22 protein-coding genes and 1 tRNA gene are annotated in these 21,797 nt (G+C 68.1%); 16 read left to right on the top strand and 7 right to left on the bottom strand.

Annotated elements, in window-relative coordinates:
* Positions 1 to 18 precede the first annotated feature (18 nt).
* The gene (locus FPP74_RS07430) at positions 19 to 894 is read left to right on the top strand and encodes a glycosyltransferase (protein WP_095275112.1); all 876 of its coding nucleotides are present in this window, start codon (positions 19 to 21) and stop codon (positions 892 to 894) included.
* Here FPP74_RS07430 and FPP74_RS12240 read toward each other — a convergent pair.
* Both FPP74_RS12240 and menE read right to left on the bottom strand, forming a co-directional pair.
* Positions 891 to 1,046 carry a hypothetical protein gene (locus FPP74_RS12240; RefSeq protein WP_186439408.1) on the bottom strand — a complete coding sequence of 52 codons (156 nt, stop codon included), beginning with the start codon at positions 1,044 to 1,046 and terminating at the stop codon, positions 891 to 893. The genes FPP74_RS07430 and FPP74_RS12240 overlap by 4 nt on opposite strands.
* 82 nt (positions 1,047 to 1,128) lie before the next feature.
* Positions 1,129 to 2,274: an o-succinylbenzoate--CoA ligase gene (gene menE / locus FPP74_RS07425; protein ID WP_144717770.1), complete on the bottom strand. Its 1,146-nt coding sequence runs from the start codon at positions 2,272 to 2,274 to the stop codon at positions 1,129 to 1,131.
* A gap of 67 nt (positions 2,275 to 2,341) precedes the next feature.
* Here menE and FPP74_RS07420 point away from each other — a divergent pair, with 67 nt between their 5' ends.
* From FPP74_RS07420 to FPP74_RS07400, 5 genes are all read left to right on the top strand, one after another.
* Positions 2,342 to 3,490: an ATP-binding protein gene (locus FPP74_RS07420; protein ID WP_158522208.1), complete on the top strand. Its 1,149-nt coding sequence runs from the start codon at positions 2,342 to 2,344 to the stop codon at positions 3,488 to 3,490.
* A 9-nt stretch (positions 3,491 to 3,499) separates the two neighbouring features.
* A complete protein-coding gene (locus FPP74_RS07415; protein WP_144717768.1) occupies positions 3,500 to 4,588 on the top strand; it encodes a sensor histidine kinase in 1,089 nt (362 codons plus the stop codon).
* Positions 4,585 to 5,220, top strand: coding sequence for a response regulator transcription factor (locus tag FPP74_RS07410; protein WP_144717766.1), 636 nt, complete (start codon positions 4,585 to 4,587; stop codon positions 5,218 to 5,220). Before FPP74_RS07415 ends, FPP74_RS07410 begins: the two co-directional genes overlap by 4 nt.
* 85 nt (positions 5,221 to 5,305) lie before the next feature.
* A complete protein-coding gene (locus FPP74_RS07405) occupies positions 5,306 to 6,016 on the top strand; it encodes an ATP-binding cassette domain-containing protein (RefSeq protein ID WP_144717764.1) in 711 nt (236 codons plus the stop codon).
* Positions 6,013 to 7,437 carry a hypothetical protein gene (locus tag FPP74_RS07400; RefSeq protein ID WP_144717762.1) on the top strand — a complete coding sequence of 475 codons (1,425 nt, stop codon included), beginning with the start codon at positions 6,013 to 6,015 and terminating at the stop codon, positions 7,435 to 7,437. The genes FPP74_RS07405 and FPP74_RS07400 overlap by 4 nt, the downstream gene beginning before the upstream one ends.
* Positions 7,438 to 7,545: 108 nt before the next feature.
* Here FPP74_RS07400 and FPP74_RS07395 read toward each other — a convergent pair whose 3' ends face one another.
* A complete protein-coding gene (locus tag FPP74_RS07395) occupies positions 7,546 to 8,478 on the bottom strand; it encodes a 1,4-dihydroxy-2-naphthoyl-CoA synthase (protein ID WP_144717760.1) in 933 nt (310 codons plus the stop codon).
* A gap of 60 nt (positions 8,479 to 8,538) precedes the next feature.
* On the opposite strand from FPP74_RS07395, the gene FPP74_RS07390 reads away from it, so the two are divergent.
* The 7 genes from FPP74_RS07390 to FPP74_RS07360 all read left to right on the top strand — a co-directional run bounded on the left by FPP74_RS07390 (position 8,539) and on the right by FPP74_RS07360 (position 15,934).
* Complete coding sequence (locus FPP74_RS07390; protein ID WP_255456096.1) at positions 8,539 to 9,528, top strand: o-succinylbenzoate synthase; 990 nt, start codon at positions 8,539 to 8,541, stop codon at positions 9,526 to 9,528.
* Between the two features lie 144 nt (positions 9,529 to 9,672).
* Positions 9,673 to 11,253 (top strand): DASS family sodium-coupled anion symporter, encoded by a 1,581-nt coding sequence (locus FPP74_RS07385; protein WP_095537587.1) that lies wholly within the window; start codon positions 9,673 to 9,675, stop codon positions 11,251 to 11,253.
* Between the two features lie 38 nt (positions 11,254 to 11,291).
* A complete protein-coding gene (locus tag FPP74_RS07380) occupies positions 11,292 to 11,867 on the top strand; it encodes a hypothetical protein (protein ID WP_095535257.1) in 576 nt (191 codons plus the stop codon).
* Between the two features lie 21 nt (positions 11,868 to 11,888).
* Positions 11,889 to 13,517, top strand: coding sequence for a 2-succinyl-5-enolpyruvyl-6-hydroxy-3-cyclohexene-1-carboxylic-acid synthase (gene menD / locus FPP74_RS07375; RefSeq protein WP_144717758.1), 1,629 nt, complete (start codon positions 11,889 to 11,891; stop codon positions 13,515 to 13,517).
* Positions 13,517 to 13,933, top strand: coding sequence for a DUF3592 domain-containing protein (locus FPP74_RS07370; RefSeq protein WP_370511796.1), 417 nt, complete (start codon positions 13,517 to 13,519; stop codon positions 13,931 to 13,933). Before menD ends, FPP74_RS07370 begins: the two co-directional genes overlap by 1 nt.
* Before the next feature lie 63 nt (positions 13,934 to 13,996).
* Entirely contained in the window at positions 13,997 to 15,196 is a 1,200-nt protein-coding gene (locus FPP74_RS07365) for a glycosyltransferase family 1 protein (protein ID WP_144717754.1), read from the top strand.
* A gap of 21 nt (positions 15,197 to 15,217) precedes the next feature.
* The gene (locus tag FPP74_RS07360; protein WP_095553349.1) at positions 15,218 to 15,934 is read left to right on the top strand and encodes a metal-dependent transcriptional regulator; all 717 of its coding nucleotides are present in this window, start codon (positions 15,218 to 15,220) and stop codon (positions 15,932 to 15,934) included.
* Here FPP74_RS07360 and FPP74_RS07355 read toward each other — a convergent pair.
* The 3 genes from FPP74_RS07355 to FPP74_RS07345 are packed head-to-tail and all read right to left on the bottom strand — an operon-like array spanning position 15,840 to position 18,351.
* A complete protein-coding gene (locus tag FPP74_RS07355; RefSeq protein WP_369825013.1) occupies positions 15,840 to 16,709 on the bottom strand; it encodes a metal ABC transporter permease in 870 nt (289 codons plus the stop codon). The two genes, FPP74_RS07360 and FPP74_RS07355, sit on opposite strands and share 95 nt — an antisense overlap.
* On the bottom strand, positions 16,706 to 17,446 hold the full coding sequence (locus FPP74_RS07350; RefSeq protein ID WP_095275097.1) for a metal ABC transporter ATP-binding protein: 741 nt from the start codon (positions 17,444 to 17,446) through the stop codon (positions 16,706 to 16,708). The genes FPP74_RS07355 and FPP74_RS07350 overlap by 4 nt, the downstream gene beginning before the upstream one ends.
* Positions 17,443 to 18,351, bottom strand: a complete 909-nt coding sequence (locus tag FPP74_RS07345) for a metal ABC transporter substrate-binding protein (protein WP_144717752.1) — start codon at positions 18,349 to 18,351, stop codon at positions 17,443 to 17,445. Before FPP74_RS07345 ends, FPP74_RS07350 begins: the two co-directional genes overlap by 4 nt.
* Positions 18,352 to 18,474: 123 nt before the next feature.
* On the opposite strand from FPP74_RS07345, the gene FPP74_RS07340 reads away from it, so the two are divergent.
* Positions 18,475 to 19,164 carry a demethylmenaquinone methyltransferase gene (locus FPP74_RS07340; RefSeq protein WP_144717751.1) on the top strand — a complete coding sequence of 230 codons (690 nt, stop codon included), beginning with the start codon at positions 18,475 to 18,477 and terminating at the stop codon, positions 19,162 to 19,164.
* A 13-nt stretch (positions 19,165 to 19,177) separates the two neighbouring features.
* Here the strand turns inward: FPP74_RS07340 and FPP74_RS07335 are convergent, their stop codons facing one another.
* Positions 19,178 to 20,398 carry a geranylgeranyl reductase family protein gene (locus tag FPP74_RS07335; protein ID WP_369825018.1) on the bottom strand — a complete coding sequence of 407 codons (1,221 nt, stop codon included), beginning with the start codon at positions 20,396 to 20,398 and terminating at the stop codon, positions 19,178 to 19,180.
* 158 nt (positions 20,399 to 20,556) lie between these two features.
* Here FPP74_RS07335 and FPP74_RS07330 point away from each other — a divergent pair, with 158 nt between their 5' ends.
* A complete protein-coding gene (locus tag FPP74_RS07330; protein ID WP_144717748.1) occupies positions 20,557 to 21,573 on the top strand; it encodes a polyprenyl synthetase family protein in 1,017 nt (338 codons plus the stop codon).
* A gap of 80 nt (positions 21,574 to 21,653) precedes the next feature.
* A tRNA-Tyr gene (locus FPP74_RS07325) sits at positions 21,654 to 21,735 on the top strand.
* Positions 21,736 to 21,797 lie beyond the last annotated feature (62 nt).

Here is a 21,797-nt window from a genome sequence, read left to right as displayed (position 1 = left end):
CGGCTAAAGTTTTGGCACATGTGGATTGACTACGCGGTACGGCAAGCCTTTGGCGCGGTCGGTGCGCTTTTGCGCGCGCCCCGTCTGAGGGTCGTGGCCCGGACGACGCCGGCGAGCTTCCCCGAAGAAGGGGACACGGTCATCTCGCTGACTTCGCACGGCCCGCGTCTTAAGGCCGCAGTCGTGGCAATCTCATCCCTGCTCGTCGGCACAAAGCGCCTCCCCGTCTACCTGTGGTTGGACAAGGAGGATTACGAGGGGGAGTGGCCGACCGGGTTGCGTACCCTGGTGGACCGCGGGCTGCAGGTCTGCTGCTCCGACGGACACTACGGCCCGCACACGAAGTACTACGGCACGTTCCAAAAATTCGCGGGCACTGGCACCCGCGTGATCACGGTTGACGACGACATGATGTACCCGAAGTGGTTCGTCGAAAAGCTGCTCAACGCGGCGGACGCGTCCCCGCAAAACGTCGTCGCGTACCGCGCGCACGAGATCATGCTGCAGGACGGCAAGCTCGCCCCCTACAAGCAGTGGAAGTCCGTGCAGGACACGGACCCGGACCCGCGCCACTTCGCCACCGGCGTGTCCGGCGTGGCGTACCCGGCGGCGATGGTGGACGCAGTCGCGGCGCAGGGCAAGGCGTTCCAGAACTGCGCGCCGCACGCCGACGACATCTGGCTCAACCGCTGCGCGCTGCGCGCCGGGCATTTTGTGCGCCAGGTGTTCCCGCATCCGCGTGAATTTTCGATGGTGCCGGCGTCGCAAAGCGTGGCGCTCGTGCGCGGAAACCTCCGCGGCGGCAACGACGCCCAGCTGCGCGCCACCTATGAGCAGCGCGATCTGGGCATGCTTATCGACGCCACGCTGTCCCTCAACGAGCCAGCTCGCTAAACCAACCGAGTCATGGGGATGCGCTGCTTGTTCCGGAACTGGGACAGGTTGAATTGGGACGGGGCAGTGGTGCGGTAGTGGGTGGATGAGGGGGAGGTCGCGTACTTCGGATTCGTGGACAGTTTCTTCGAGCGGTGCTTCTCTAGCCTCACACCACCGCATTGTTACACAAATTACAACGGTGTGCTTTGTGGGCTGAGAGGGTTGCTGCTCTGACCACAGTCATATACCGACCTACCCACCAAACATCTCCGCCACCGCCACGCGGTCGACCTTGCCCGGGCCGAGCTGGGGGAGGGAAGGGACGGGGCGCAACTCCTTCGGGATCTGCCAGCGGGGCAGGTCTTGGAGCGCGTCCATCAGCTCGGCCACCGTGGCGGAGCCGGTGTAGGCGGCGCAGATGCGCTGGCCGAAGCGCTCGTCGGCAACGCCGACAACGCAGGCGGAGGTCACGCCGGGCTGGGCGAGCAGGAAGTGCTCGAGCACTTCCGGCTGCAGCTTGAAGCCGCCGGAGGAGATCACGTTGTCCAGGCGGCCCTCGACGGTGAGCATGCCGTCGTTGATGTGGCCGGCGTCGGAGGTGGTGAACCAGTGCTGGCCGTCCTCGTCGGTGGTGAACGGGTCGGGCTGCACGTCACCGCGATAGCCTTCGGCCACCATGGGGCCACCGAGGATGATGCGGCCGCCGTCGAGGCGCACGCGCGCGCCGGCGATGGGCACGCCGTCGTAGACGCAGCCGCCCGAGGTTTCCGAGGAGCCGTAGGTGGTGACCACGTTGATACGGAGTTTCTTCGCGGAGTCGAGGAGGCGGGGGTTGGTGGCGGCGCCGCCGACGAGGATGGCGGTGAAGCGTCGTAAAGCATCGATGCCCTGCAGGCTCGAGGTGGCTTTGGCCAGCTGATGGGGCGAGAGCGCGGTGTAGCAGCGCTCGCCGGTGGCCGCGAGCTCCTCGGCGCGCGCGGCGAACTCGTTGATACTGAAGCCGTGGGAGAGGTCCAGGGCGGCGGGCTCGACGCCGGCGACCATGCTGCGCACCAGCACCTGGATGCCGGCGATGTAGGCGGCGGGCATGGCGAGCAGCCACTGGCCCTGGCCGCCGAGCGCCTGGTGGGTCGCGTCCGCGCTGGAGATGAGGTTGGCGGCGGTGAGCATCGCGCCCTTGGGGCGGCCCGTGGAGCCGGAGGTGGCGACGACGAGGGCGACGTTGGCGTCGATAAGCTGCCCGACGCCCTGCGTATTGCGCAGCAGGTTGGCGCGGGTGGGGTCGTTGGTGGGCACCGGCAGGAGGGCGCGTTGGCCGGTGAGTGCCTCCTCGAGCGCGGGCATGATGGCCAGCGGGTTCGCGGGGTCGACGGGGAGGATCTCTAGGCGGTTGTTCACGGAGCTAGCCTAGCAAGCCGTATGAGTCTTTATGATTCGGCGATTCATAAACAGGTATAAAGGGGGCATGCAGCCTAGCCCATACACCCCAGGCGAGATCGCGCCGGAAGTCTTCGGCCGCGAGCAGATCCTCGAGGACATCCGCCGCGACCTCGCCTTCATCATCGTCGAGCCCCGCTTCGTCGGCCGCATCCAGGTCTTCGCCGGCCCGCGCGGCGTGGGCAAAACGAGCCTGCTGCGCGCCGCGCAAACCGACGCCGCGACGAAGGGCTTCGACACCGTATGGGTCACCGCGGGCGACGGGTCGCTGCTCGCCTCGCTCGTCGAAGCACTCGAAGAGGTCTCCAGCACCTGGCAGGGCTCGCTTGTCGACGCCCTTCGCTCCCTCATCTCAACCGCAAAAGTTGAGGTCGCCGGCGTCTCGGTGAGCGGGGCGGCACCACGCAAGGGGACAGAAGCGGGCAGTCAGGGCCGCCGGCTCCAACGGCTGCTCGCCGCAGCGGGGCGCGCGGCGCGGGAACGCTCGCGGGGACTCGTCCTGTTTATCGACGAGATCCAGAGCGCCGACGCCGACGGCATCAAAGCGCTCGCCTACGCCTGGCAGCACATGCAGTCCGAGCAGCGCGACCTGCCCATGGCCGCCTACACCGCGGGACTCAGCCACACTCAGGACGTGGTCACGGACGCGGTGAGCTTCGCCGAGCGCTTCGCCTACCAGCACCTGCACAACCTCACCCGCCCGCAGGCCGCGGACGCGCTGCGCAGCCTCGCCGCAGCGAAGGGGGTGCGCTGGTCCGACGACGCGCTCGAGGCCGCGCTCGGGTTCGCGGGCGGCTACCCCTACTTCATGCAGGTGATCGGCGACGAGACGTGGCGCGCCGCCGGCTTCCCGGGACCGGGCACGGTGCTGGAGGTGCCGCAGGTTGAGGCCGCCGGGGAGGGCTTCAACCAGATGCGCCAGACCTTCTTCCGCGCCCGGTGGAAGAAAGCCACGCCCGCGGAGGCGCGGATGCTGCGCGCGATGGCGGCAGCGGGCGAGCCCGAGGGCGACGCCCCGGTGAAGCGCAGCGCCATCGCCGAGGCCATGGGACGCGACTCCAACGACCTGAGCATGGCGCGGCGATCCCTGCTGGACAAGGGGCTCATCGACACCTCCAGCCACGGCTACCTGGAGTTCACCGCGCCGGGCTTCGCCGAGTTCGTCCGGGGGCTGTAGGCGGTGAGGATGCGTACGGTCGACCTGGTCCTCGCCAGCCTCGCCGCGGTGCTGGCGCTGGTGTACACGGCCAGCGCGTTCGCGGAGCCGAGTGACGCGTTCGGGTGGGTGCAGGCCCTGCTGTCCTGGGGGTTCGTCGCGGCGTTCGGGATGGTCACGGGGCGGGTGCGGTGGGCGTCGATAGGCATGATTGCCCTGAACGCGGCCTGGTCTGCGGTGTGGATCCTTGCGCCGGTCAACCTGGGCTACACCCTCTGGGTGCTGGCAGTGCCCGTTGCGGTGTTTGTGTCGCGCAGGTTCGCGGGCGGGCGCTTCGGCGCGGGTGTGCTTGCCGCGGCGATGGTGTGGGCGCTGGCCTCGCCGTTTATGTGGGCGTGGGACGAGCGCTTCGTTCTGTTCTACCGCTCAGGGGTGGACGCGGTACTCGCGCTCGCGGCGCACTGGGCGGTGCTTGCCGTGGCGTACCTGCTGGGCGCGAACCTGGCGCGGGAGGAGGCAGGAAGGCGCGAGCGGCTGCGCGTGGCGCGCGAGCAGGAGCGACTGGCCATCGCCGGAGACATCCACGACCTCCTCGGGCACACGCTCACGCTGATACGGGTGCAGGCGAACGCAGGGCTCGCGGCCGGGAACGAGCGTGAGGCGCTGAAACAGATCAGCGCGGAGGCAGGCGAGGCGCTCACGGACATCCGCCGGCTCGTGCGCAGCCTTCACGACGGTGGCAGCGGAGTGGAGCCAACCGCCGGTGTGGAGGAGCTGCCTGAGCTGGTGCAACGCTTCCGGGACGCGGGGGTGCGCGTCAGCTACGAGGGCGGCGCGCTGCCGCAGGTGCCCGCCGTGAGCAGCCTGGCCGCCCACCGCATCGTCGCCGAGGCCGTGGCCAACGCCGCGCGCCACCAGGAGGACCCGGACGTGCGCGTGCGGGTGGAGGCGGCAGACCGGCTCGCCGTGACCGTCGCGTCGACCGGGCCGATCCGCCCCCGCCCCGGCGCGGGCACCGGACTGGAGGGCTGTCGCGAGCGCGCCGCCAGCGCGGGCGGCACGCTGTCGACCGAGCAGCGCGGGGACACCTTTATCGTGCGCGCGGAGCTGGGCCTATGATTCGCATTTTGCTTGCCGACGATCAACCGCTCCTCCTTTCCGCCCTGTCCACCATCCTGTCCACGCAGCCGGATTTGGAGGTGGTTGCCACAGCAAAGGACGGGGCCCAAGCGGTGGAGCAGGCGCGTGCGCACCGCATCGACGTGGCGGTGATGGATATCCGCATGCCGGTGCTCGACGGGATCGCGGCTGCCTCTGCAATCCTGCCTTTAGGCACGCGCGTGATGATGCTGACCACGTTTGACGACGACGCGCTGATTCAGTCCGCCATCGCCGCCGGTGTCCACGGCTTTATGCTCAAAGACGCGGACCCGGACGTACTAGCAGACGCGGTACGTACCGTCGCGCGTGGCGAGTCCGTCCTGGCCAGCGGAGTAACGGGGCGAGTGATGCAGTGGGCTCGTGAAGGGAAAGGCGAGCCGCCGGTTCGGTCGTTGCTCGATGGGCTCACCGCCCGCGAGATCGAAGTCCTCGCCGAGATTGGGCGTGGAGCGACCAACGCTGAGATCGCGCAGCAGTTGTACATCGCGGAGACCACCGTGAAGACACACGTGTCCAGCCTGCTTTCCAAACTGGACGCGCGTGACCGGATCGCGCTTGTACTCATCGCGCAGCGCGCCGGGATCACCTAGTAACCGGGCATCTCCTCCCACGGGAGGAGCGCAGTTCCGCCCGCGGGGCGATGTGGCGCGCCGGGCTGGTGGCGAGGATTGGGGTATGACTTCACCACAGCTGGCCTGCGAGAGCGTGACCGTGTCCTACGGCGCTCACCGCGTGCTCACCGACGTCTCCCTGCACACCACCCCCGGCCGCGTCCACGCGCTGCTCGGGCCCAACGGGGCTGGCAAGTCCACACTCATGAAGGTCCTGCTCGGGCTCCTTGTTCCAGAGGCCGGCGAGGTCACGCTCATGGGTCAGCCCTTTGCGCGGGCGAATCTGCGCCACGTAGGCGCCTCTATCAACGACCCCGCCTTCTATAGCCACCTAAGCGCCCGCAACAACCTGCGCGTGCACACCACGCTGCTTGGCCTGCCAGATTCGGAGGCGGATCGTGTCCTCCAACTCGTGGGGCTCCAGGACGCGGGCAAGAAGAAAGCGGGCGCGTTTTCCACCGGCATGAAGGGCCGGTTGGCGCTCGCGCAGGCCCTGCTCGGCGAGCCAGAGGTGCTCATTCTCGACGAACCCCAGAACGGACTTGACCCCGAGGGCATCGCCCACCTGCGCGCCTACCTGCGCGAATACGCCGCCGCGGGGCGCACCGTGCTGGTCAGCTCCCACCAACTCGGCGAGGTCGTGCACATAGCTGACGACGCCACCGTCATCGCCGGCGGTAGCGTGCGCTTTGCCGGCCAGCTCGCGCAGCTGGGGCCGAACCTGGAGGAGTCCTTCTTCCGGCTCACCACCGGCGGGAACGGGGGAGCGCAGTGAATTACCTGCACGCTGAATGGATCCGCTCGCGCGGCTCGACCTTGTGGTGGCTCGCCGGGGCGGGCCTGCTGCTCGGCTGCGTGTTCGCGGCGTTCTCGCTCGTCGGCCGGGTAGAGACGGCACGCGACCTGATGAACTGGCAGGGGATCCTCGTCACCGCCCTCGCAGCACCCATTGCGGCCCTGTTCGCCGGCGTGGCGGAGACCCGCGAGCGTTCGTCACGTTCGGGCGGGACCGACTGGCGGCCGGTGGACCCCCGCCGCGTGCGCGCTGCCCGCCTCGCCGTGGTGTGGGCCGCACTCGGTGTGTTCTGCGTCGCGGACTTCGGGGTGAACTGGCTGGTGGCCTCCGCCGTCGGGCTTTCTGGCGCGGGGGCGGTGATCGCTGTCGGCGCTGCCGCCTGGATCGGCATGTGCGGTGTGGCGGGCGTGGCCGCCGCGCTGGTGCGTCGGGTCGGGATGCTACCCACATTGGTGGCGGCGATGGCGTACCAGGTCGAGCTCGGCTACTTCTGCGACCGCGTCTGGTGGTGGGCCAACCCCGCCGCCTGGCCGCTGCGTCTCGAGCTTCCGCTCATGGGGCTGCAATTCAACCTGCTGCCGTTGGAACCCGGATCGGCCCTGGACCGGCAGTCGCCCTGGGCGCCACTCGCGCTGTGCCTCCTGCTTGCCGCCTTCGGTGCGGCGTGCGCGGTGTGGACGGAGCCGCGCCGGGAGCGCCGGCGTCGCACGACCGCACACGTCGTGGCCGCACCGCGCCCGGCGGGGGCTGCGGTGCCACGCCCGGCGCGGGTGGGATTCGTTGCAGCGCTCCGGGGTGTGTACGGGGCGGGGCGGGTGGCGTCGCTAAGCGTGCTGCTCCTGCTCACCGCGCTGGTGATGCTGGTGGCGATGCGATACCCCATCGATGTGCGGCGCGCGCTGGAGACCTACCTCATTCTGCCGGTCGGCGCGGGGGTGCTGCCCACCCTGGTGTGGCCGAGGCTGCGGCCCGCGTGGCAGCTCATGCGAGTCGAGCACCCGGACGTCGGCACCGCGCTGCGGTCGTGGACGTGCGGCGTGGTCGCGCTCGTGGTGGTGTTCGGGGAACTGACCAGCGGTTTTGGTGTGGTTGGAAGCGCTATCGCACTGCTCACGACGAGTACGCTCGCGCTGACCGCGCTGTATATTACTGTGCGGTTCGGCGTCGCGTGGACGCTCGCGGCGACGCTGGTGTGGACCGTGTTGTCCGTGACCATTGGCGGCGACGTGCTGGCGGGCAGCTGGCTGTGGGTGCTCGCCGTGCCGGCCTGGGCGGAGACCGCGACGACCCCGCTGCGCGCGGCGGTGGCGCTGGGCGGTGGGGTGCTGCTGGCGACGGGGGCGTGGGCTGCGGCGGGGAGGGCGTTGGCGGGTCCCGCTCGGCGTGACTCGGCTGGATGACGAGAAGGGGGCGACGAACTCGTTGATTTTTCTCCGCGTCCTCGTCATCCTCATCTCGTCATCTGGGGCGGCAGCGCCGTCTAGCCAGCAACGAGCAGCAAAGCGCCCCTAGTAGTAGAACGGGAACTCGTCCCAGCGCGGGTCGCGCTTCTCCAAAAACGAGTCGCGGCCCTCGACGGCCTCGTCGGTCATGTACGCCAGGCGAGTCGCCTCGCCGGCGAAGACCTGCTGGCCCATCAGACCGTCATCGGTAAGGTTGAACGCGAATTTGAGCATGCGCTGCGCGGTGGGGGACTTGCCGTTGATCTCGCGCGCGGCCTGGATCGCCTCATCTTCCAGGGATTCATGCGAAGCGACGATGTTCACCGCGCCCATGCGCTGCATGTCCTCAGCGGAATAGGTGCGGCCCAGGAAGAAGATTTCGCGGGCGAACTTCTGCCCCACCATCTTGGACAAATACGCAGACCCGTAGCCGGCGTCGAAGGAGCCGACGTCGGCATCCGTCTGCTTGAAGCGGGCCTCCTCGCGCGAGGCGATGGTGAGGTCGCAGACCACGTGCAGCGAGTGCCCGCCGCCGGCCGCCCAGCCGCCCACCACCGCGATGACCACCTTGGGCATCGTGCGGATCAGGCGCTGGACCTCCAGGATGTGTAGGCGCCCGCCCTCTGCCTTCACTCGCGCGGTGTCGATGGTCTCGGCCGTGTCGCCGCCGGCGTACTGGTATCCGGAGCGGCCGCGGATGCGCTGGTCGCCGCCCGAGCAGAACGCCCAGCCACCGTCTTTCTCGGAGGGGCCGTTGCCGGTCAAGAGCACCACACCGACGTCAGGTGAGCGGCGGGCGTGGTCGAGTGCTTGGTAGAGCTCGTCAACCGTGTGGGGTCGGAACGCGTTGCGCACCTCCGGGCGGTCAAACGCGATGCGCACGATGCCGTCGGCGCGGGACTCGCCGACGTGGCGGTGGTAGGTGATGTCGGTGAAGTCGAAGCCCTCGACGCTGCGCCACTGGGTGGGGTCGAACGGCTGGGAGGTGGAGTAACTCATGGGACTGCATCCTACCTACCTGCGCGTGCACTCCCGCAGGCAAATTACAGTAGCAAGAACATGACGATGTACGGAAGGGAAAACAGTTTGCTGCCCACCGCCGACGAGATCCTGCAGCGCGCGCACGTCGTGACGCTGCCCATGGCCGTGCGATTCCGCGGTATCACCACCCGCGAGGCCCTGCTCATTGACGGGCCCGCTGGCTGGGGCGAGTTCGCGCCCTTCCTCGAGTACGGGCAGGAAGAGTCCGCAGCGTGGCTGCGCGCCGGGATCGAAGCCGCCTTCGAGGGCCTCCCCGCAGCCGAGGGCGAGGTCGAGGTCAACGGCACCGTTCCCGCCGTGCCGGCCGATGAGGTCGAAGCGGTGCTCGCCCGCTACCCGGAGGGGATCAACACGTTCAAGGTCAAGGTCGCGGAGAAGGGGCAGTCGCTTGCCGACGACACCGCCCGCCTCGCCCGCGTCCACACCCTCCGCCCCGACGCGCGCCTGCGCGTGGACGCCAACCGGGCCTGGACCGTCGACGAGGCCTGCGAAGCGATCGACGCGCTCGAGCGCGTGGCCGAGCTCGAGTACGTGGAGCAGCCCTGCGCCACCGCCGAGGAGCTCGCGGAGGTGCGCCGCCGCGTCGCCTCTCCGATCGCCGCGGACGAGTCGATCCGCAAGGCGAGCGACCCCTACCGCGTCGCCGAGCTGGGCGCGGCGGACGTCGCCGTGTGCAAGGTCGCCCCGCTGGGCGGGGTGCGCCCGCTGGTGCGGATCTCGCGCGAGCTGGGCCTGGGCGTGACCGTGGCCAGCGCGCTGGACACCGCGGTGGGCATGGACGCCGGGCTGGTCGCCGCGCAGCTCACGGGCTCACGCGCGGCGGGCCTGGCCACCCAAAACCTGTTCGCGGAGGACGTGGCGGCGCCTCGCAAGATTGTCAGCGGCCGCCTCCGCATCAGCCGCACCGTGCCCGATCCGGAGCGGCTCCACGGCCTGCGTGCGGGCGTCGAACGCGAAAACTGGTGGTTCCAACGGGTGCGCGACTGCCTCCCCTACATACGGGGGTAGTGTGCCCGGGAGGGCCCTACGGAAGGCCAACGGAATGTCCGGTTTTCCACCCGGTGCACTAAACTTTTTTACAGGTGATTGTGAAAAAGAATACCAATCATGCTGTGGAAACAGTACTGAACACGTTGGAAAGTAGGTGGGGCAATGTCTACCCCCGTTGTGCATGACTCATCCGCGCTGTCGGATGGCGATCTCGCCAAAGCCCCAGAACCAGGCGAGTGGCGCCGCCAGCTGATCGGCCTGATCCTCGGTGTCGCACTCGCGGCGCTCATCTGGTTCATTTTCCCCGCGAGCGCCCCGGACACGGTGTCGCAATCCGCGGGCGCGAAGCCGGACGTGGAGTACACCGCGCAGGCGATGCGCGTCGTCGCCGCCACCACGGTGCTCATGGCGGTGTGGTGGATGACGGAGGCGATCCCGTTGGCCGCGACCGCGCTGCTGCCCATCGCCATCTTTCCCGTCATGGGGGTGGCCGAGTTTTCCAAGGTGTCCTCCCCGTACGCCTCCGCCACCATCTTCCTGTTCATGGGCGGCTTCCTCATGGCGCTGGGCCTGCAGCGCTGGAACCTGCACCGGCGCCTCGCGCTCGTAGTGGTCAAGCTGGTGGGGACGAGCCCGAAGCGCATCATCCTGGGCTTCATGATCGCCACGGGCTTCATGTCCATGTGGGTTTCCAACACCGCGACCGCCGTGGTCATGTTGCCCATCGGCACCTCCGTGCTCATGCTCACCGCGGACACCGTGGGCGGCATGCAGAACCAGAAGAAGTTCGGGACCGCGCTGATGCTGGCGATCGCGTACTCGGCGTCGATAGGCTCACTCGGCACGCTCATCGGCACCCCGCCGAACGCGCTGCTGCAGGGCTACATGAAGGAGGCACACGGCATCACCATCGGCTTCGGTCAGTGGATGCTGGTTGGCATGCCGGTGGCCATCGCGTTCACCTTCATCGCTTGGTGGGTGCTCATCACCGTGTTCAAGCCGGAGATTGACCACATTCCGGGCGGCAAGGAGCTCATCGAGGCGGAGATCCGCAAGCTCGGTCCGTGGACCTTCCCGCAGATTGCCGCGGGCATCATCTTCCTCCTCGCGGCGCTGGCCTGGATCTTCATCCCGCTGGGCATCAAGCAGTTCGGCTGGGACTTCCCGTACGACGACGCCATCGTGGGCATCATCGCCGGCCTGCTCATGTTCATCATCCCGGGCAAGAAAAACGGCAAGCGCCTGCTTGACTGGGAGACGGCGAACGAGATGCCGTGGGACGTCCTCCTCCTCTTCGGCGGCGGGCTGTCGCTCTCCGCAATGTTCACCGCCACGGGCCTGTCGCTCTGGATCGGCGAGGCCGCCAAGGGCCTGGCCGTCCTGCCGGTCTTCCTGCTCATCTTCGCCATCGCCGCCCTCGTGCTCGGTCTGACGGAGCTGACCTCCAACACCGCAACAGCAGCGACGTTCCTGCCCATCATGGGTGGTGTGGCAGTGGGCATCGGGCTTACCGACGCCAGCGAGATGAACGTCCTCATCCTCGCCATCCCCGTGGCGCTGTCCGCCACCTGTGCGTTCATGCTCCCGGTGGCCACCCCGCCGAACGCCATCGCGTACTCCTCGGGCTACGTCACCATGGGCGAGATGATCAAGGGCGGCATCTGGCTCAACGCGATCGCGCTGGTCCTTATCGCCCTGGCCACCTACTTCCTCGCCGTCCCCGTGTTCGGGTTAGTGCTCTAGATACCGCCCTGCTGTCACTGGCGCGTTAGGCTATCCGCATGGATAACCAGACGCGCCAGTTTGGCGTTCCGGAGGAACCACCGCACCGTCCCCGCCCCAAGCAGTACTTCCCCGACCCTGCTGAACAGGAACGCCCGCGCTACCAGGAGCCCCCGCGCTACGAGCAACCCCGTTACGAGCAGCCGCAGTACACCCAGCCGGCGCCGCCGGAGCCCGAGCCGCGCTACTACGAGGAGCCAGAGGAGCGCTCCAACACACTCGCCATGGTGCTGGGCGTGCTGCTCGCCATCGCGCTGGCGGCGGGCGTGGTGTTCTTCTTCCTTTGGCGCGGCGCGTCCGCCGAGGCCTCGAAGCCGCCGGTGACCGTGACCAACACCCAGACCGAGACCGTCACGTCGACGGAGACGACCACGAAGCGCCCGTCGCTGTTTGGCGACCGCGACAGGGATTCCCATGAGCCGGAGCCGACAGCGCAGACAGCGCCGACAGAGTCCGAGCTGCCCGACCTGCCGGAGGCGCCCGACGTGCAGGTCCCCGACGAGGTGCGCACCGGTGCCGAGGACCTCCTAGACGAGCTGCGCCGCGGCGCGGACGACATTCTTCAGAACCAGTAGCCACCGCTAGACTGGGCACTCATGGAAACGCTCCCTGAATCGCTTGCCGTTGCCCGCGTGATTGCCCAGCGCCTGGCTGACAACGTCACCGACGTGGTCATGAGCCCGGGTTCGCGCAATTCGCCCCTGGCCTACGCGCTCATGGCCCGCAGGGACCTCCGCGTGCACATGCGTATCGACGAGCGCTCGGCCGCCTTCACCGCGCTCGGCCTCGCGCGCGTGCAGCGCCGGCACGTGGGCGTCGTCATGACCTCGGGCACAGCGGTGGCGAACGCGCTGCCCGCGATGGTGGAGGCGCACATGTCGCACACCCCGCTGGCCGTCGTGAGTGCGGACCGCCCGGCCCGGCTGGTGGGCACGGGGGCATCGCAAACAATTTGGCAAGACGGCATCTTCGGCCGCTACGCCGCTACCCAGCAGGTGGCCACGGAGGCGGACGCCGCCGCCGTGTCCTTCGCGGCGGACCAGGTCCACATCAATGTCGCCCTGGACACCCCGCTCGTGCCCGACACGCTCCCGGCGCCGGAGGGCGAGCCGCGCCGGGTCGGCCCGGGCCGCCTGAGCACGCCGCCGACCTGGGTGGACCACGGCGCCGTGGACGTGGACCTGACCCGCAACACCCTCGTCATCGCGGGCGACGAGGCCTGGGACGTCCCCGGCCTCGAGCACGTGCCCACCATCGCGGAGCCGACCGCGCCCGCCCCCTTCCACCAGGTACACCCGCTGGCGGCGCGCTTCTTTGCCAAGAGCGAGGTCGCCATCTCCCACGACGGCGGCGACTTCTCCGCGGAAACCAAGCCGGACCAGCTCATCGTGGTGGGGCACCCCACCCTGCACCGCGACGTCATGGCGCTCATGGCGGACCCGGACATCGAGGTCATCGGCATCTCGCGCACCGACACGTTCACCGGCCACCCGGACCGGCGCGGCTCCCGCGTCAACGCCACCGGACAGTCCACGGACACCTGGATCAAGATCTGCGAGGCCGCGGGCGAGGTCGGCGCCCAGACTGTGCGCGACGCACTCACCGAGGACGAGTTCGGGCTGACCGGCATGCACGTCGCCGCCGCCGTGTGCGACACCCTCGGCGTGGGCGACACGCTCGTCGTCGGCTCCTCCAACCCGGTGCGCGACGTGAGCATGGTGGGCATGCCTTTCGACGGCGTGACCACCATCTCCGCGCGCGGGGCCGCGGGGATCGACGGCACCGTCTCCCAGGCCGTCGGCGTGGCCCTGGCGACGCAGGCCCTGCACCCCGACGAGATCCGGGCCCCTCGCACCGTCGCCCTCATGGGCGATCTAACCTTCCTGCACGACGTAAACGGCCTGCTCATCGGCCCCGACGAGCCGCGCCCCGGGAACCTCACCATCGTGGTGGCCAACGACGACGGCGGCGGGATCTTCCACACGCTCGAGGCTGGGGCGGAGAGCGTGGAGCGCGACTTTGAGCGGGTGTTCGGGACGGGGCATCACGTGGGCGTCGAGAAGCTTGCCCAGGCATATGGCGCCGACTACGAGCACGCCGGCAGCCTGCAGGAACTCCTGCAGACCCTGATCCGGCTCGAGGCGGAGCCAAACCCGATCACCGTGATCGAGGTCGACACGACGCGGGCGACCCGGCGGGCACTGGCGCAGAGGCTCGCCCGGTGATCAATTGGTGGCGGCGCGGGCAACAGGCGCTGCTGGCGCTCTACCTGGCCGCGCTGCTGGGGGCGGTGGCGATGGTCGGGGGAGCAGCGATGAACGACGCCCGCATCATGGCCGACCCCGGACGCGGCATGGCCACGGTGACCGGGGTGAGCGCGGTGCGCACCTCCGTGGAATACCAAGACGAGGAGGGGCGGCACTTCTCGCCGCCGAGCGGGCTGCTCTACCCCTCCGGGCTGGGGGAGGGGCAGCAGGTCTGGGTGACCTACGCCAAGAGCAACCCGGACCTGGTGAAGGTTGAGGGGCGCGGGTGGGTGCTCTCGCTCATCCCCGCGGGCTCGGTGGCGCTCGTGGCCACCGGTGTGTTCGCGCTGGCGTGGACGTGGGTGCGTCGATCAGCGCCTAAACGTTCACGTTGAGTTAGAACAAAGTTTGATCACTCGTAGAGTCTCGTTTGCATGCACATGGGAAGGTTCGAAAGTATGCGAGTCGGAATTGTCGCGGAATCATTCCTCCCGAACATCAACGGAGTCACCAACTCGGTGCTCCGCGTCTTGGAGTACCTGAAGGCGGAAGGCCACGAGGCGCTCGTCGTCGCGCCGGGTGCTCGCGACTTCCAGGAAGAGGTCGCGGACTACCTGGGTTTTCCCATCGTGCGCGTACCCACGATGCGCGTGCCGCTGGTGGATTCGCTGCCCATCGGCGTGCCCACCACCACCGTGACCGCGGCGCTGGCGGAGTTCGAGCCGGACATCATTCACCTGGCCAGCCCGTTCGTGCTCGGCGGGGCGGGTGCGTTTTCCGCGATGCAGCTGGGCGTGCCCGCGGTCGGTCTGTACCAGACCGACGTGGCGGGCTTTGCCACCAAATACCAACTCTCCGCCGTGGCGGCACTGGCCTGGGACTGGACCCGCAACATCCACAACCGATGCCAGCTCAACCTCGCGCCGTCTTCGGAGGCGATCCGCGAGTTGGAGGCCCACGGCATCAAGAACGTGAAGCGTTGGGGCCGCGGCGTGGACGCCGAGCTGTTCCATCCGACCAAGCGCTCGGACATGCTGCGGCACCAGTGGGACCCCACGGGCCGCAAGAAGCTCGTCGGCTTTGTCGGTCGCCTGGCCAGCGAGAAGAGCGTGTGCCGCCTGGCGGTGCTGGAGCAGGACCCGGACATCCAACTCGTCATCGTGGGCGACGGCCCGGAGCGCGACGCGCTCGAGCACCTCATGCCCTCGGCTGTCTTCACCGGCGCGCTGTCCGGTGAGCAGCTGGCCCGGGCGTACGCCTCACTGGATCTGTTCGTGCACACCGGCGAGTTCGAGACCTTCTGCCAGGCCATCCAGGAAGCGCAGGCCTCGGGCGTGCCCACCATCGGTCCGAAGGCCGGCGGGCCGATCGATTTGATCCAGGACGGCGAAAACGGCCTGCTGCTCGAGGTGGACACGTTGAGCGAGGAGCTTCCCGACGCCGCCCGCTACCTGCTCGACGACGCCCGCCTGCCCGAACTCAAGCGCAACGCGCGCGAATCGGTGGCGGACAAGACCTGGGACGCGCTGTGCGAGCAGCTGCTCGAGTACTACGAGGAGGCACGCGCGGGCTACCGAAGCAACGTGGTCAATCTCTTCGGGCGCGATATCACCCTGCCGAAGTGGGCGGGGAGGCGTCGGAAATCGCGCGGGGCTTAGGGCCGGGTAGACTGGCGCACTATGTCAGTCTCGGACCTGTCTGCAAGCACCCAGGATTACCTCAAGGCGATCTGGGAGCTTGAAGAGTGGTCGGACCGGCCCGCTACCACCTCGATGATCGCGAAGGCGCTGGGTGTGAAGCAGTCGACGGTGTCTGACACCGTGCGCAAGCTGGCTGACCAAGAGCTGGTCTCGCACAAGCGTTACGGCTCCGTGCAACTGACGGAGCAGGGGCGGGCGCACGCGGTGCAGATGGTGCGCCGCCACCGCCTGATCGAGACTTTCCTGGTGCAAGTGCTCGACTACTCCTGGGACGAGGTTCACGATGAAGCCGAACAGCTCGAGCACGCCGTCTCCGACCTTTTAGTGGAACGGGTGGCGGCGCTGCTGCACCACCCGACGCGCGACCCCCACGGCGACCCGATCCCCGCCGCCGATGGCTCGATACACGCCCCCGACGCAGTCACCCTGAGCACGGTGGAACCAGGCAGCGACGTAGTCATCGAGCGAATTTCCGACGATGACCCGGAGCTGCTGCGCTTCCTGCACGCCCACGGCCTGAACGTCGGCTCGCACCTCCACGTGGCCGAGGGCGCGCCCTTTTCCGGGGCCGTGGAAGTGCAAAACGCGGCCGACGGCGTGATTATCCCGCTGGGGCGTGCTGCGACTGACGCGGTGTACGTGAGCGCGCTCGGGCACGCACCAGCCCCCGCGGCCCAAAAAGATACACGAGCGTAAACACGCACGCCTGCGCGAGCACCATCATCGCCCCCGTGGCGGTGTCCAGGTAGTAGCTGCAGTACAGGCCCACCACCGCGCAGGCCGCGGCCATGGCAGGTGCGATAAGCAGCATCTTCCCAAAGGAATCGGTGAGCAGGTACGCCGTCGCGCCGGGAATGATCAGCATGGCAACAACCAGGATTACGCCCACGACCTGCAGCGCCACCACAGTCGTCAGTGCGAGCAGGGCGAGCAACCCGGCACCGATCGCGCGCGGGCTGAGCCCGATCGCGTGCGCGTGGATGGGGTCGAAGGCGTAGAGCGTCAGATCCCGCCGCTTGATGAGCAGCGCGCCAAACACGAGCACGGCAAGACCGATTACTTGCAGCATCTCCGCGCGGGACACGCCCAGCAGGTTGCCAAAGATGATGTGGTTTAGATCCGTGTGCGAGGGCGTGACCGAGATCAGCACCAGCCCGAAGGAGAAGAGCGAGGTAAACACGATGCCGATCGCGGCGTCCTCTTTGACCCGCGAGGTGTTGCGCACCAGGCCGATCAGGGCGACCGCGAGGAAGCCGAAGAGCACGGCGCCGACGGCGAAAGGCGCGCCCACGATGTAGGAGAGCACCACGCCGGGCAGGACCGCGTGGGAGACCGCATCGCCCATCAGCGACCAGCCCACCAGCACGAGCCAGCAGGACAGCATCGCGCAGACGATGGAAGCAGTCAGCGCGGTGGCCAGCGCCCGGCTCATGAAGCTGTAGTTCAGCGGATCCAACAAGAGTGACATCATGCGTGTGCCTCCGTTTGCGTCGGGGTCATGCCGAAGCCGAGGGCGAGGTTTTCCGGCCGCAGCACGTCTTCGGTGGGGGCGTGCATGAGCACGCGCTTGTTCAGCAGAACGGATTCCTCCGCGAGTGCGGGCAGGGCGGCGAAGTCGTGCGTGGAGACAAACAGCGTGGTGCCTTCGGCGACGAGTTCGCGCAGCAGTGCGGTGATCGTCGCTTCGGATTGCTTATCGACGCCCGCGAACGGCTCGTCGAGAAGCATAATGCTCGCGCCCTGCGCAATGCCGCGCGCGACGAAAGCGCGCTTCTTCTGCCCACCCGAAAGCTGGCCGATCTGGCGGTCGGCGAAGCGGGTCAGGTGCGTGCGCTCGAGGGCCGCATCGACGGCGGCCTCGTCGCGGCGGCGCGGGCGACGCGTCAACCTCATGTGGCCGTAGCGGCCGGTCATGACGACCTCGCGCACGGTGATCGGGAACTGCCAATCCACCTCTTCGCTTTGCGGGACGTAAGCGACTACCTGGGCCTTGCGTGCGGCGGCGGGGTCCGCGCCGTTGATCTGCACTGTGCCCGCGTCGGGCTTGACCAGGCCCATGATCGCCTTGAACAGGGTGGATTTGCCCGAACCGTTCATTCCGATGAGCCCGCAGGCTCGGCCCGGGGCGATGGCGACGCTGGCCTCGCGCAGGGCCTCGACGTCGCCGTAGCGTACGGTCACGCCTTCGACGCTGATCGCGGGCGTCATGATGCCTGCCCCGTAAGGCCCTCGATGATGGCGGAAGAGTCGTGCTTGATCAGGTCCAGGTAGGTGGGCACGGGGCCGTCCTCGGGTGAAAGGGAGTCGACGTAGAGGGTGTCGCCGAGCTGGGAACCCGTGGCGTCGACAACCTGCTGCATGGCCGCGTTGGAGACAGTCGACTCGCAGAAGACGGCGGGTACCTCGTTGTGCTTGACAAACTCGATGGTGCGGGCGATCTGCTGCGGGGTCGCCTCGTTTTCTGCGTTGACCGGCCAGATGTACTGCTCCTGCAGCCCGGCGTCGCGGGCGAGGTAGGAAAACGCGCCCTCGCAGGTCACCAGCGCGCGCTGCTGCTCGGGGAGTGCCGAAAGTTCACGCGTCATCTCGTCCTGGACTTCCTGCAGCTGCGCCTTGTAGTTCTCCCCGTTTTCCGCGTACTGCTCGGCGTGCTCCGGGTCGAGCTCGCTGAAGGCATCGACGATGTTGTCCACGTAGGTCTGCACATTCTTCGGGCTCATCCAGGCGTGCGGGTTGGGTTTGCCTGCGTAGGCGTCCTCGGTGATGTCGATCGGCTCGATGCCCTCGGAAACCACGGTGTGCGGGACGTCGAGCTCTGCCACGAACTGGGCGAACCAGTTCTCCAGGTTGAGACCGTTGTCCAGGATGAGATCCGCCTCGGAGGCCTTGGCGATGTCACCCGGGGTGGGCTCGTACCCGTGGATCTCGGCACCAGGTTTGGTGATGGACTCCACCCGCAGGTGTTCGCCGGCGACGTTGGCGGCGATGTCTTGGATGACGGTGAAAGTGGTCAAAACGACCGGTTCATCGCCGGATGAAGGGTCGTTGGCGCAGCTTGTCGCGCCGCATGCGAGGAGGAGGGCGGCGCAGACGCCGAGTGCCCGTCGGATCATGGTGTGTCTTTCTCTTTCGATGTGTCTTGGCGGATAGAAGTATAAACTTCGATGCATCGAAGTTACAAGAGGAGTTCCGGCGAATACCCACTGAAGTGGGGTGGAGCCGTACAATGCATTCCTATGGCCAAGGCAGATCTGGAGAAAAAGCCCTTCGACGTCGCCGGCATGTTTGACGGCGTGGGCGAAAAATACGACCTCACCAACACCATCCTGTCTTTTGGGCTGGATAAGTACTGGCGGCGTCGTACGCGCAAGCGCCTCCAGCTCAAACCGGGGGAGACGGTGCTTGACCTCGCTGCCGGCACCGCGGTTTCTACCGTTGAGCTGGCCAAGTCGGGTGCCTGGGTGGTGGCCTGTGACTTCTCCCAAGGCATGCTCGCCGCGGGCCGCGATCGCGACGTGCCCAAGGCGGTGGGCGATGCGATGCACCTGCCTTTTGCCGACGCCACCTTCGACGCCGTCACCATCTCCTACGGCCTGCGCAACGTCTACGACTTCGAAGCAGGCTTGCGCGAGATGGCGCGCGTGACCAAGCCAGGCGGGCGCCTTGTAGTCAACGAATTTTCCACCCCTGTCGTGCCCGGTTTCCGTACCTTCTACAAGGAGTACCTGCCGGTCGCGCTGCCGCTTTTGGCCAAGGTCTTTTCCTCCAATGCGGAGGCCTACGAGTACCTGGCAGAGTCCATCCGCGCCTGGCCGGATCAGGAGGCACTTGCCGCAGCGATCAACCGTAATGGCTGGCAGGACGCAGGCTGGCAGGATTTAAGCGCGGGCATTGTGGCGCTGCACAGCGCGACGAAGCCTGCCTAGCCCCGCACACGCGTTAGCGTGGGTCCCACAGCGCCTCACCACGCGGGGCGAGTCGCCCGGCCGCGCGCCACGCGCGTGCGATGAGGTCCGTGTCTTCCTCGGTGACCAGGTTGCCCATCAGCCGCGCCGCCGCCGGCATGAGGTAGCGCCCGCCCAATCCGCGCAGCGCGAGCGGGCCCGCGGCGGGAAGGAACTGCGGGTAGGTCAGCAGGCGCGCCGCGGTGCGCGCGAGCGCGAACGCGTCGCCGTAGGCGCGGCGCAGCGCGTAGGGCCAGGCGAGCGTGAGGTCCTTGCCCTCGCCGAGGAGTTCTACGGCCATTACGGCCGTTTCCATGCCGTAGTCGATGCCCTCGCCGTTGAGGGGGTTGACGCAGGCGGCGGCGTCGCCAATCAGCGCCCAGTTCGGGCCCGCCACGTTGGACACCGCGCCGCCCATCGGCAGCAGCGCCGAGGTCACGTGTTGCGGCTCGCCCAGGTCCCAGTCGTCGCGCTGCTGGCGGGCATAGTGCGCGAGCAGCTTCTTCGTGTTCACCTTCGCAGGGCGCGCCTGGGTGGACAGGGCGCCGCAGCCGAGGTTCACGGTGCCGTCGCCAAGCGGGAAGATCCAGCCGTAGCCGGGCTGGATCTCGCCCGCGTCGTCGCGCAGCTCTACGTGCGAGTGCATCCAGGGCTCGGTGCTCAGCGACGTCGTGCAGTAGGACCTCGCGGCAATCCCGTACACCTGGTCCTTGTGCCAGGCCCGCCCGAGCGACTTGCCAAAGGGGGAGCGTACCCCGTCGGCAACGATGACCCAGCGGGTGCGCACCGGGCCGCGGTCCGTGTGGACGGCGGTGATGGCGCCGTGGGCGTCGAAGTCCGCCCCGGTCGCCGCGCAGCCGTGCCAGACGGTGGCTCCGGAGGCGGCGGCCTGGTCGGCGAGGGTGGCGTCGAAAAGCGAGCGGGGGCTCGCGGAGCCTTGCGTGCCGTAGCGGCCGGCGGGCCAAGGCGCGGTGACGCTGCCGCCGTAGCCGTGGAGCTTAAGGCCGCGGTTGCGGTAGGCGGGGAGTGCTGATTCGAGGCCGAGCGTGCGCAGCGTGTGGACGGCGCGCGGGGTGAGGCCGTCGCCGCAGGTTTTGTCGCGGCGGTGCGGTTGGGCGTCGAGAAGCAGGGTGCTCAGGCCCGCGCGCTGGGCGGCGATCGCCGCGATCGAGCCGGAGGGGCCAGCGCCAACAACAACGCAATCAACAACATCCATCACGGACAACATTGTGCCAGAGGCGTTGACAGCCCCCGCTGGTACACCCGGTGGCCAGCTTGCACTACGGTTGAGTGCGATAATTGTGCGCCGCAAAGCGCTGCCCGGGAACCGGGTGGCGCCGCGGCCGTCTCGCCCAACCTGCAAGGATGGTACCGATGGCCAACATCAACCACCCGTCGCCGCGCCATGGATACGACATGGACCTCGGCGACGACGCCCTGAACACCCGCATTGCGCAGGGGATGGGCGAGGTTGAACGCGTGCTGCTCGAGCGGCTCTCGCAGGGCGAGGAATTCATCACGGACAAGGTCACGCACCTGGCCGTGGCCGGGGGCAAGCGCTTCCGCCCGCTGATGGCGCTGTTGTGCAGCGAGTTCGGGCCCGACACCGCGTCGGAGAACGTGGTGAAGTCCGCCGTCATTACAGAGATGGTCCACCTGGCCACCCTCTACCACGACGACGTGATGGATGAGGCGGAGCGGCGCCGCGGCGTCGACTCGGCCAACTCGCGCTGGGACAACACCGTGGCCATCCTGGCCGGCGACGTACTGTTCGCCCACGCGTCGCGCATCATGAGCGAGATCGACACCGCCACGGTCGCGCACTTCGCCGACACCTTCCAGGAACTGGTCACGGGGCAGATGCTGGAGTCACTCGGCGCGCGCGGCGACGACCCGGTCGAGCATTACATGAAGGTGATCGAGGGCAAGACGGGCGTGCTCATCGCGTCCGCCGCGTACCTGGGCGCCACCCACGCTGGCGCGAGCCAGGAAGTGGTGGCGAGCTGCCAGCGCCTCGGCGCCGCCGTCGGCATGGTCTTCCAGATCGTGGACGACATCATCGACATTTTCTCCGACCCCGCGCAGTCCGGCAAGACCCCCGGCACGGACCTTCGCGAGGGCGTGTTCACCCTCCCGGTCCTCTACGCCATGCAGGAGGACTCGGAGGCGGGCCGCGAGCTGCGCGCGATGCTCACGGGCCCGCTGCAGACGGATGAGGAGGTGCAGCGGGCGCTCCAGTTGATCGGCCAGACCAACGGGCGGGAGCGAGCGCTTGACGACGTCAACGCCTACCTCGCCGCCGTCAACCGCGAACTCGAGACGCTCCCGGCCGGGCCCGCCAACGACGCGCTGCGCCAGCTGTCCCGCTACACCGTCGACCGCGTAGGATAGCGCCTTTCGCCCTGCTGACCAGCCGATTTGCAAAGGGCTGGCAGTAGTGTTGTAAAGTATTCAACGCACTTAAGGTGCACGCCAGGTTGCCCGAGCGGCCAAAGGGAGCGGACTGTAAATCCGCCGGCATTGCCTTCAGAAGTTCGAATCTTCTACCTGGCACACTCACCCACCACCACGTACGCGAGTACGAGGCGGTGGGTTTTTTGTGCGTGGGGGTGGGC

Origin of the sequence: Corynebacterium sp. NML180780, assembly GCF_007786415.1 — a bacterium.
Classification (GTDB): domain Bacteria; phylum Actinomycetota; class Actinomycetes; order Mycobacteriales; family Mycobacteriaceae; genus Corynebacterium; species Corynebacterium gottingense.
This window is presented reverse-complemented; position numbering and strand designations above follow the sequence as displayed.

Bases quoted from the DNA above. Each gene is read 5' to 3' on its own strand.
- FPP74_RS07430 (WP_095275112.1), top strand. From the start codon at position 19: ATGTGGATTGACTACGCGGTACGGCAAGCCTTTGGCGCGGTCGGTGCG.
- FPP74_RS07420 (WP_158522208.1), top strand. From the start codon at position 2,342: ATGCAGCCTAGCCCATACACCCCAGGCGAGATCGCGCCGGAAGTCTTC.
- FPP74_RS07415 (WP_144717768.1), top strand. From the start codon at position 3,500: ATGCGTACGGTCGACCTGGTCCTCGCCAGCCTCGCCGCGGTGCTGGCG.
- FPP74_RS07410 (WP_144717766.1), top strand. From the start codon at position 4,585: ATGATTCGCATTTTGCTTGCCGACGATCAACCGCTCCTCCTTTCCGCC.
- FPP74_RS07405 (WP_144717764.1), top strand. From the start codon at position 5,306: ATGACTTCACCACAGCTGGCCTGCGAGAGCGTGACCGTGTCCTACGGC.
- FPP74_RS07395 (WP_144717760.1), bottom strand. From the start codon at position 8,478: ATGAGTTACTCCACCTCCCAGCCGTTCGACCCCACCCAGTGGCGCAGC.
- FPP74_RS07390 (WP_255456096.1), top strand. From the start codon at position 8,539: ATGACGATGTACGGAAGGGAAAACAGTTTGCTGCCCACCGCCGACGAG.
- FPP74_RS07385 (WP_095537587.1), top strand. From the start codon at position 9,673: ATGTCTACCCCCGTTGTGCATGACTCATCCGCGCTGTCGGATGGCGAT.
- FPP74_RS07380 (WP_095535257.1), top strand. From the start codon at position 11,292: ATGGATAACCAGACGCGCCAGTTTGGCGTTCCGGAGGAACCACCGCAC.
- menD (WP_144717758.1), top strand. From the start codon at position 11,889: ATGGAAACGCTCCCTGAATCGCTTGCCGTTGCCCGCGTGATTGCCCAG.
- FPP74_RS07365 (WP_144717754.1), top strand. From the start codon at position 13,997: ATGCGAGTCGGAATTGTCGCGGAATCATTCCTCCCGAACATCAACGGA.
- FPP74_RS07360 (WP_095553349.1), top strand. From the start codon at position 15,218: ATGTCAGTCTCGGACCTGTCTGCAAGCACCCAGGATTACCTCAAGGCG.
- FPP74_RS07355 (WP_369825013.1), bottom strand. From the start codon at position 16,709: ATGATGTCACTCTTGTTGGATCCGCTGAACTACAGCTTCATGAGCCGG.
- FPP74_RS07350 (WP_095275097.1), bottom strand. From the start codon at position 17,446: ATGACGCCCGCGATCAGCGTCGAAGGCGTGACCGTACGCTACGGCGAC.
- FPP74_RS07345 (WP_144717752.1), bottom strand. From the start codon at position 18,351: ATGATCCGACGGGCACTCGGCGTCTGCGCCGCCCTCCTCCTCGCATGC.
- FPP74_RS07340 (WP_144717751.1), top strand. From the start codon at position 18,475: ATGGCCAAGGCAGATCTGGAGAAAAAGCCCTTCGACGTCGCCGGCATG.
- FPP74_RS07335 (WP_369825018.1), bottom strand. From the start codon at position 20,398: ATGGATGTTGTTGATTGCGTTGTTGTTGGCGCTGGCCCCTCCGGCTCG.
- FPP74_RS07330 (WP_144717748.1), top strand. From the start codon at position 20,557: ATGGCCAACATCAACCACCCGTCGCCGCGCCATGGATACGACATGGAC.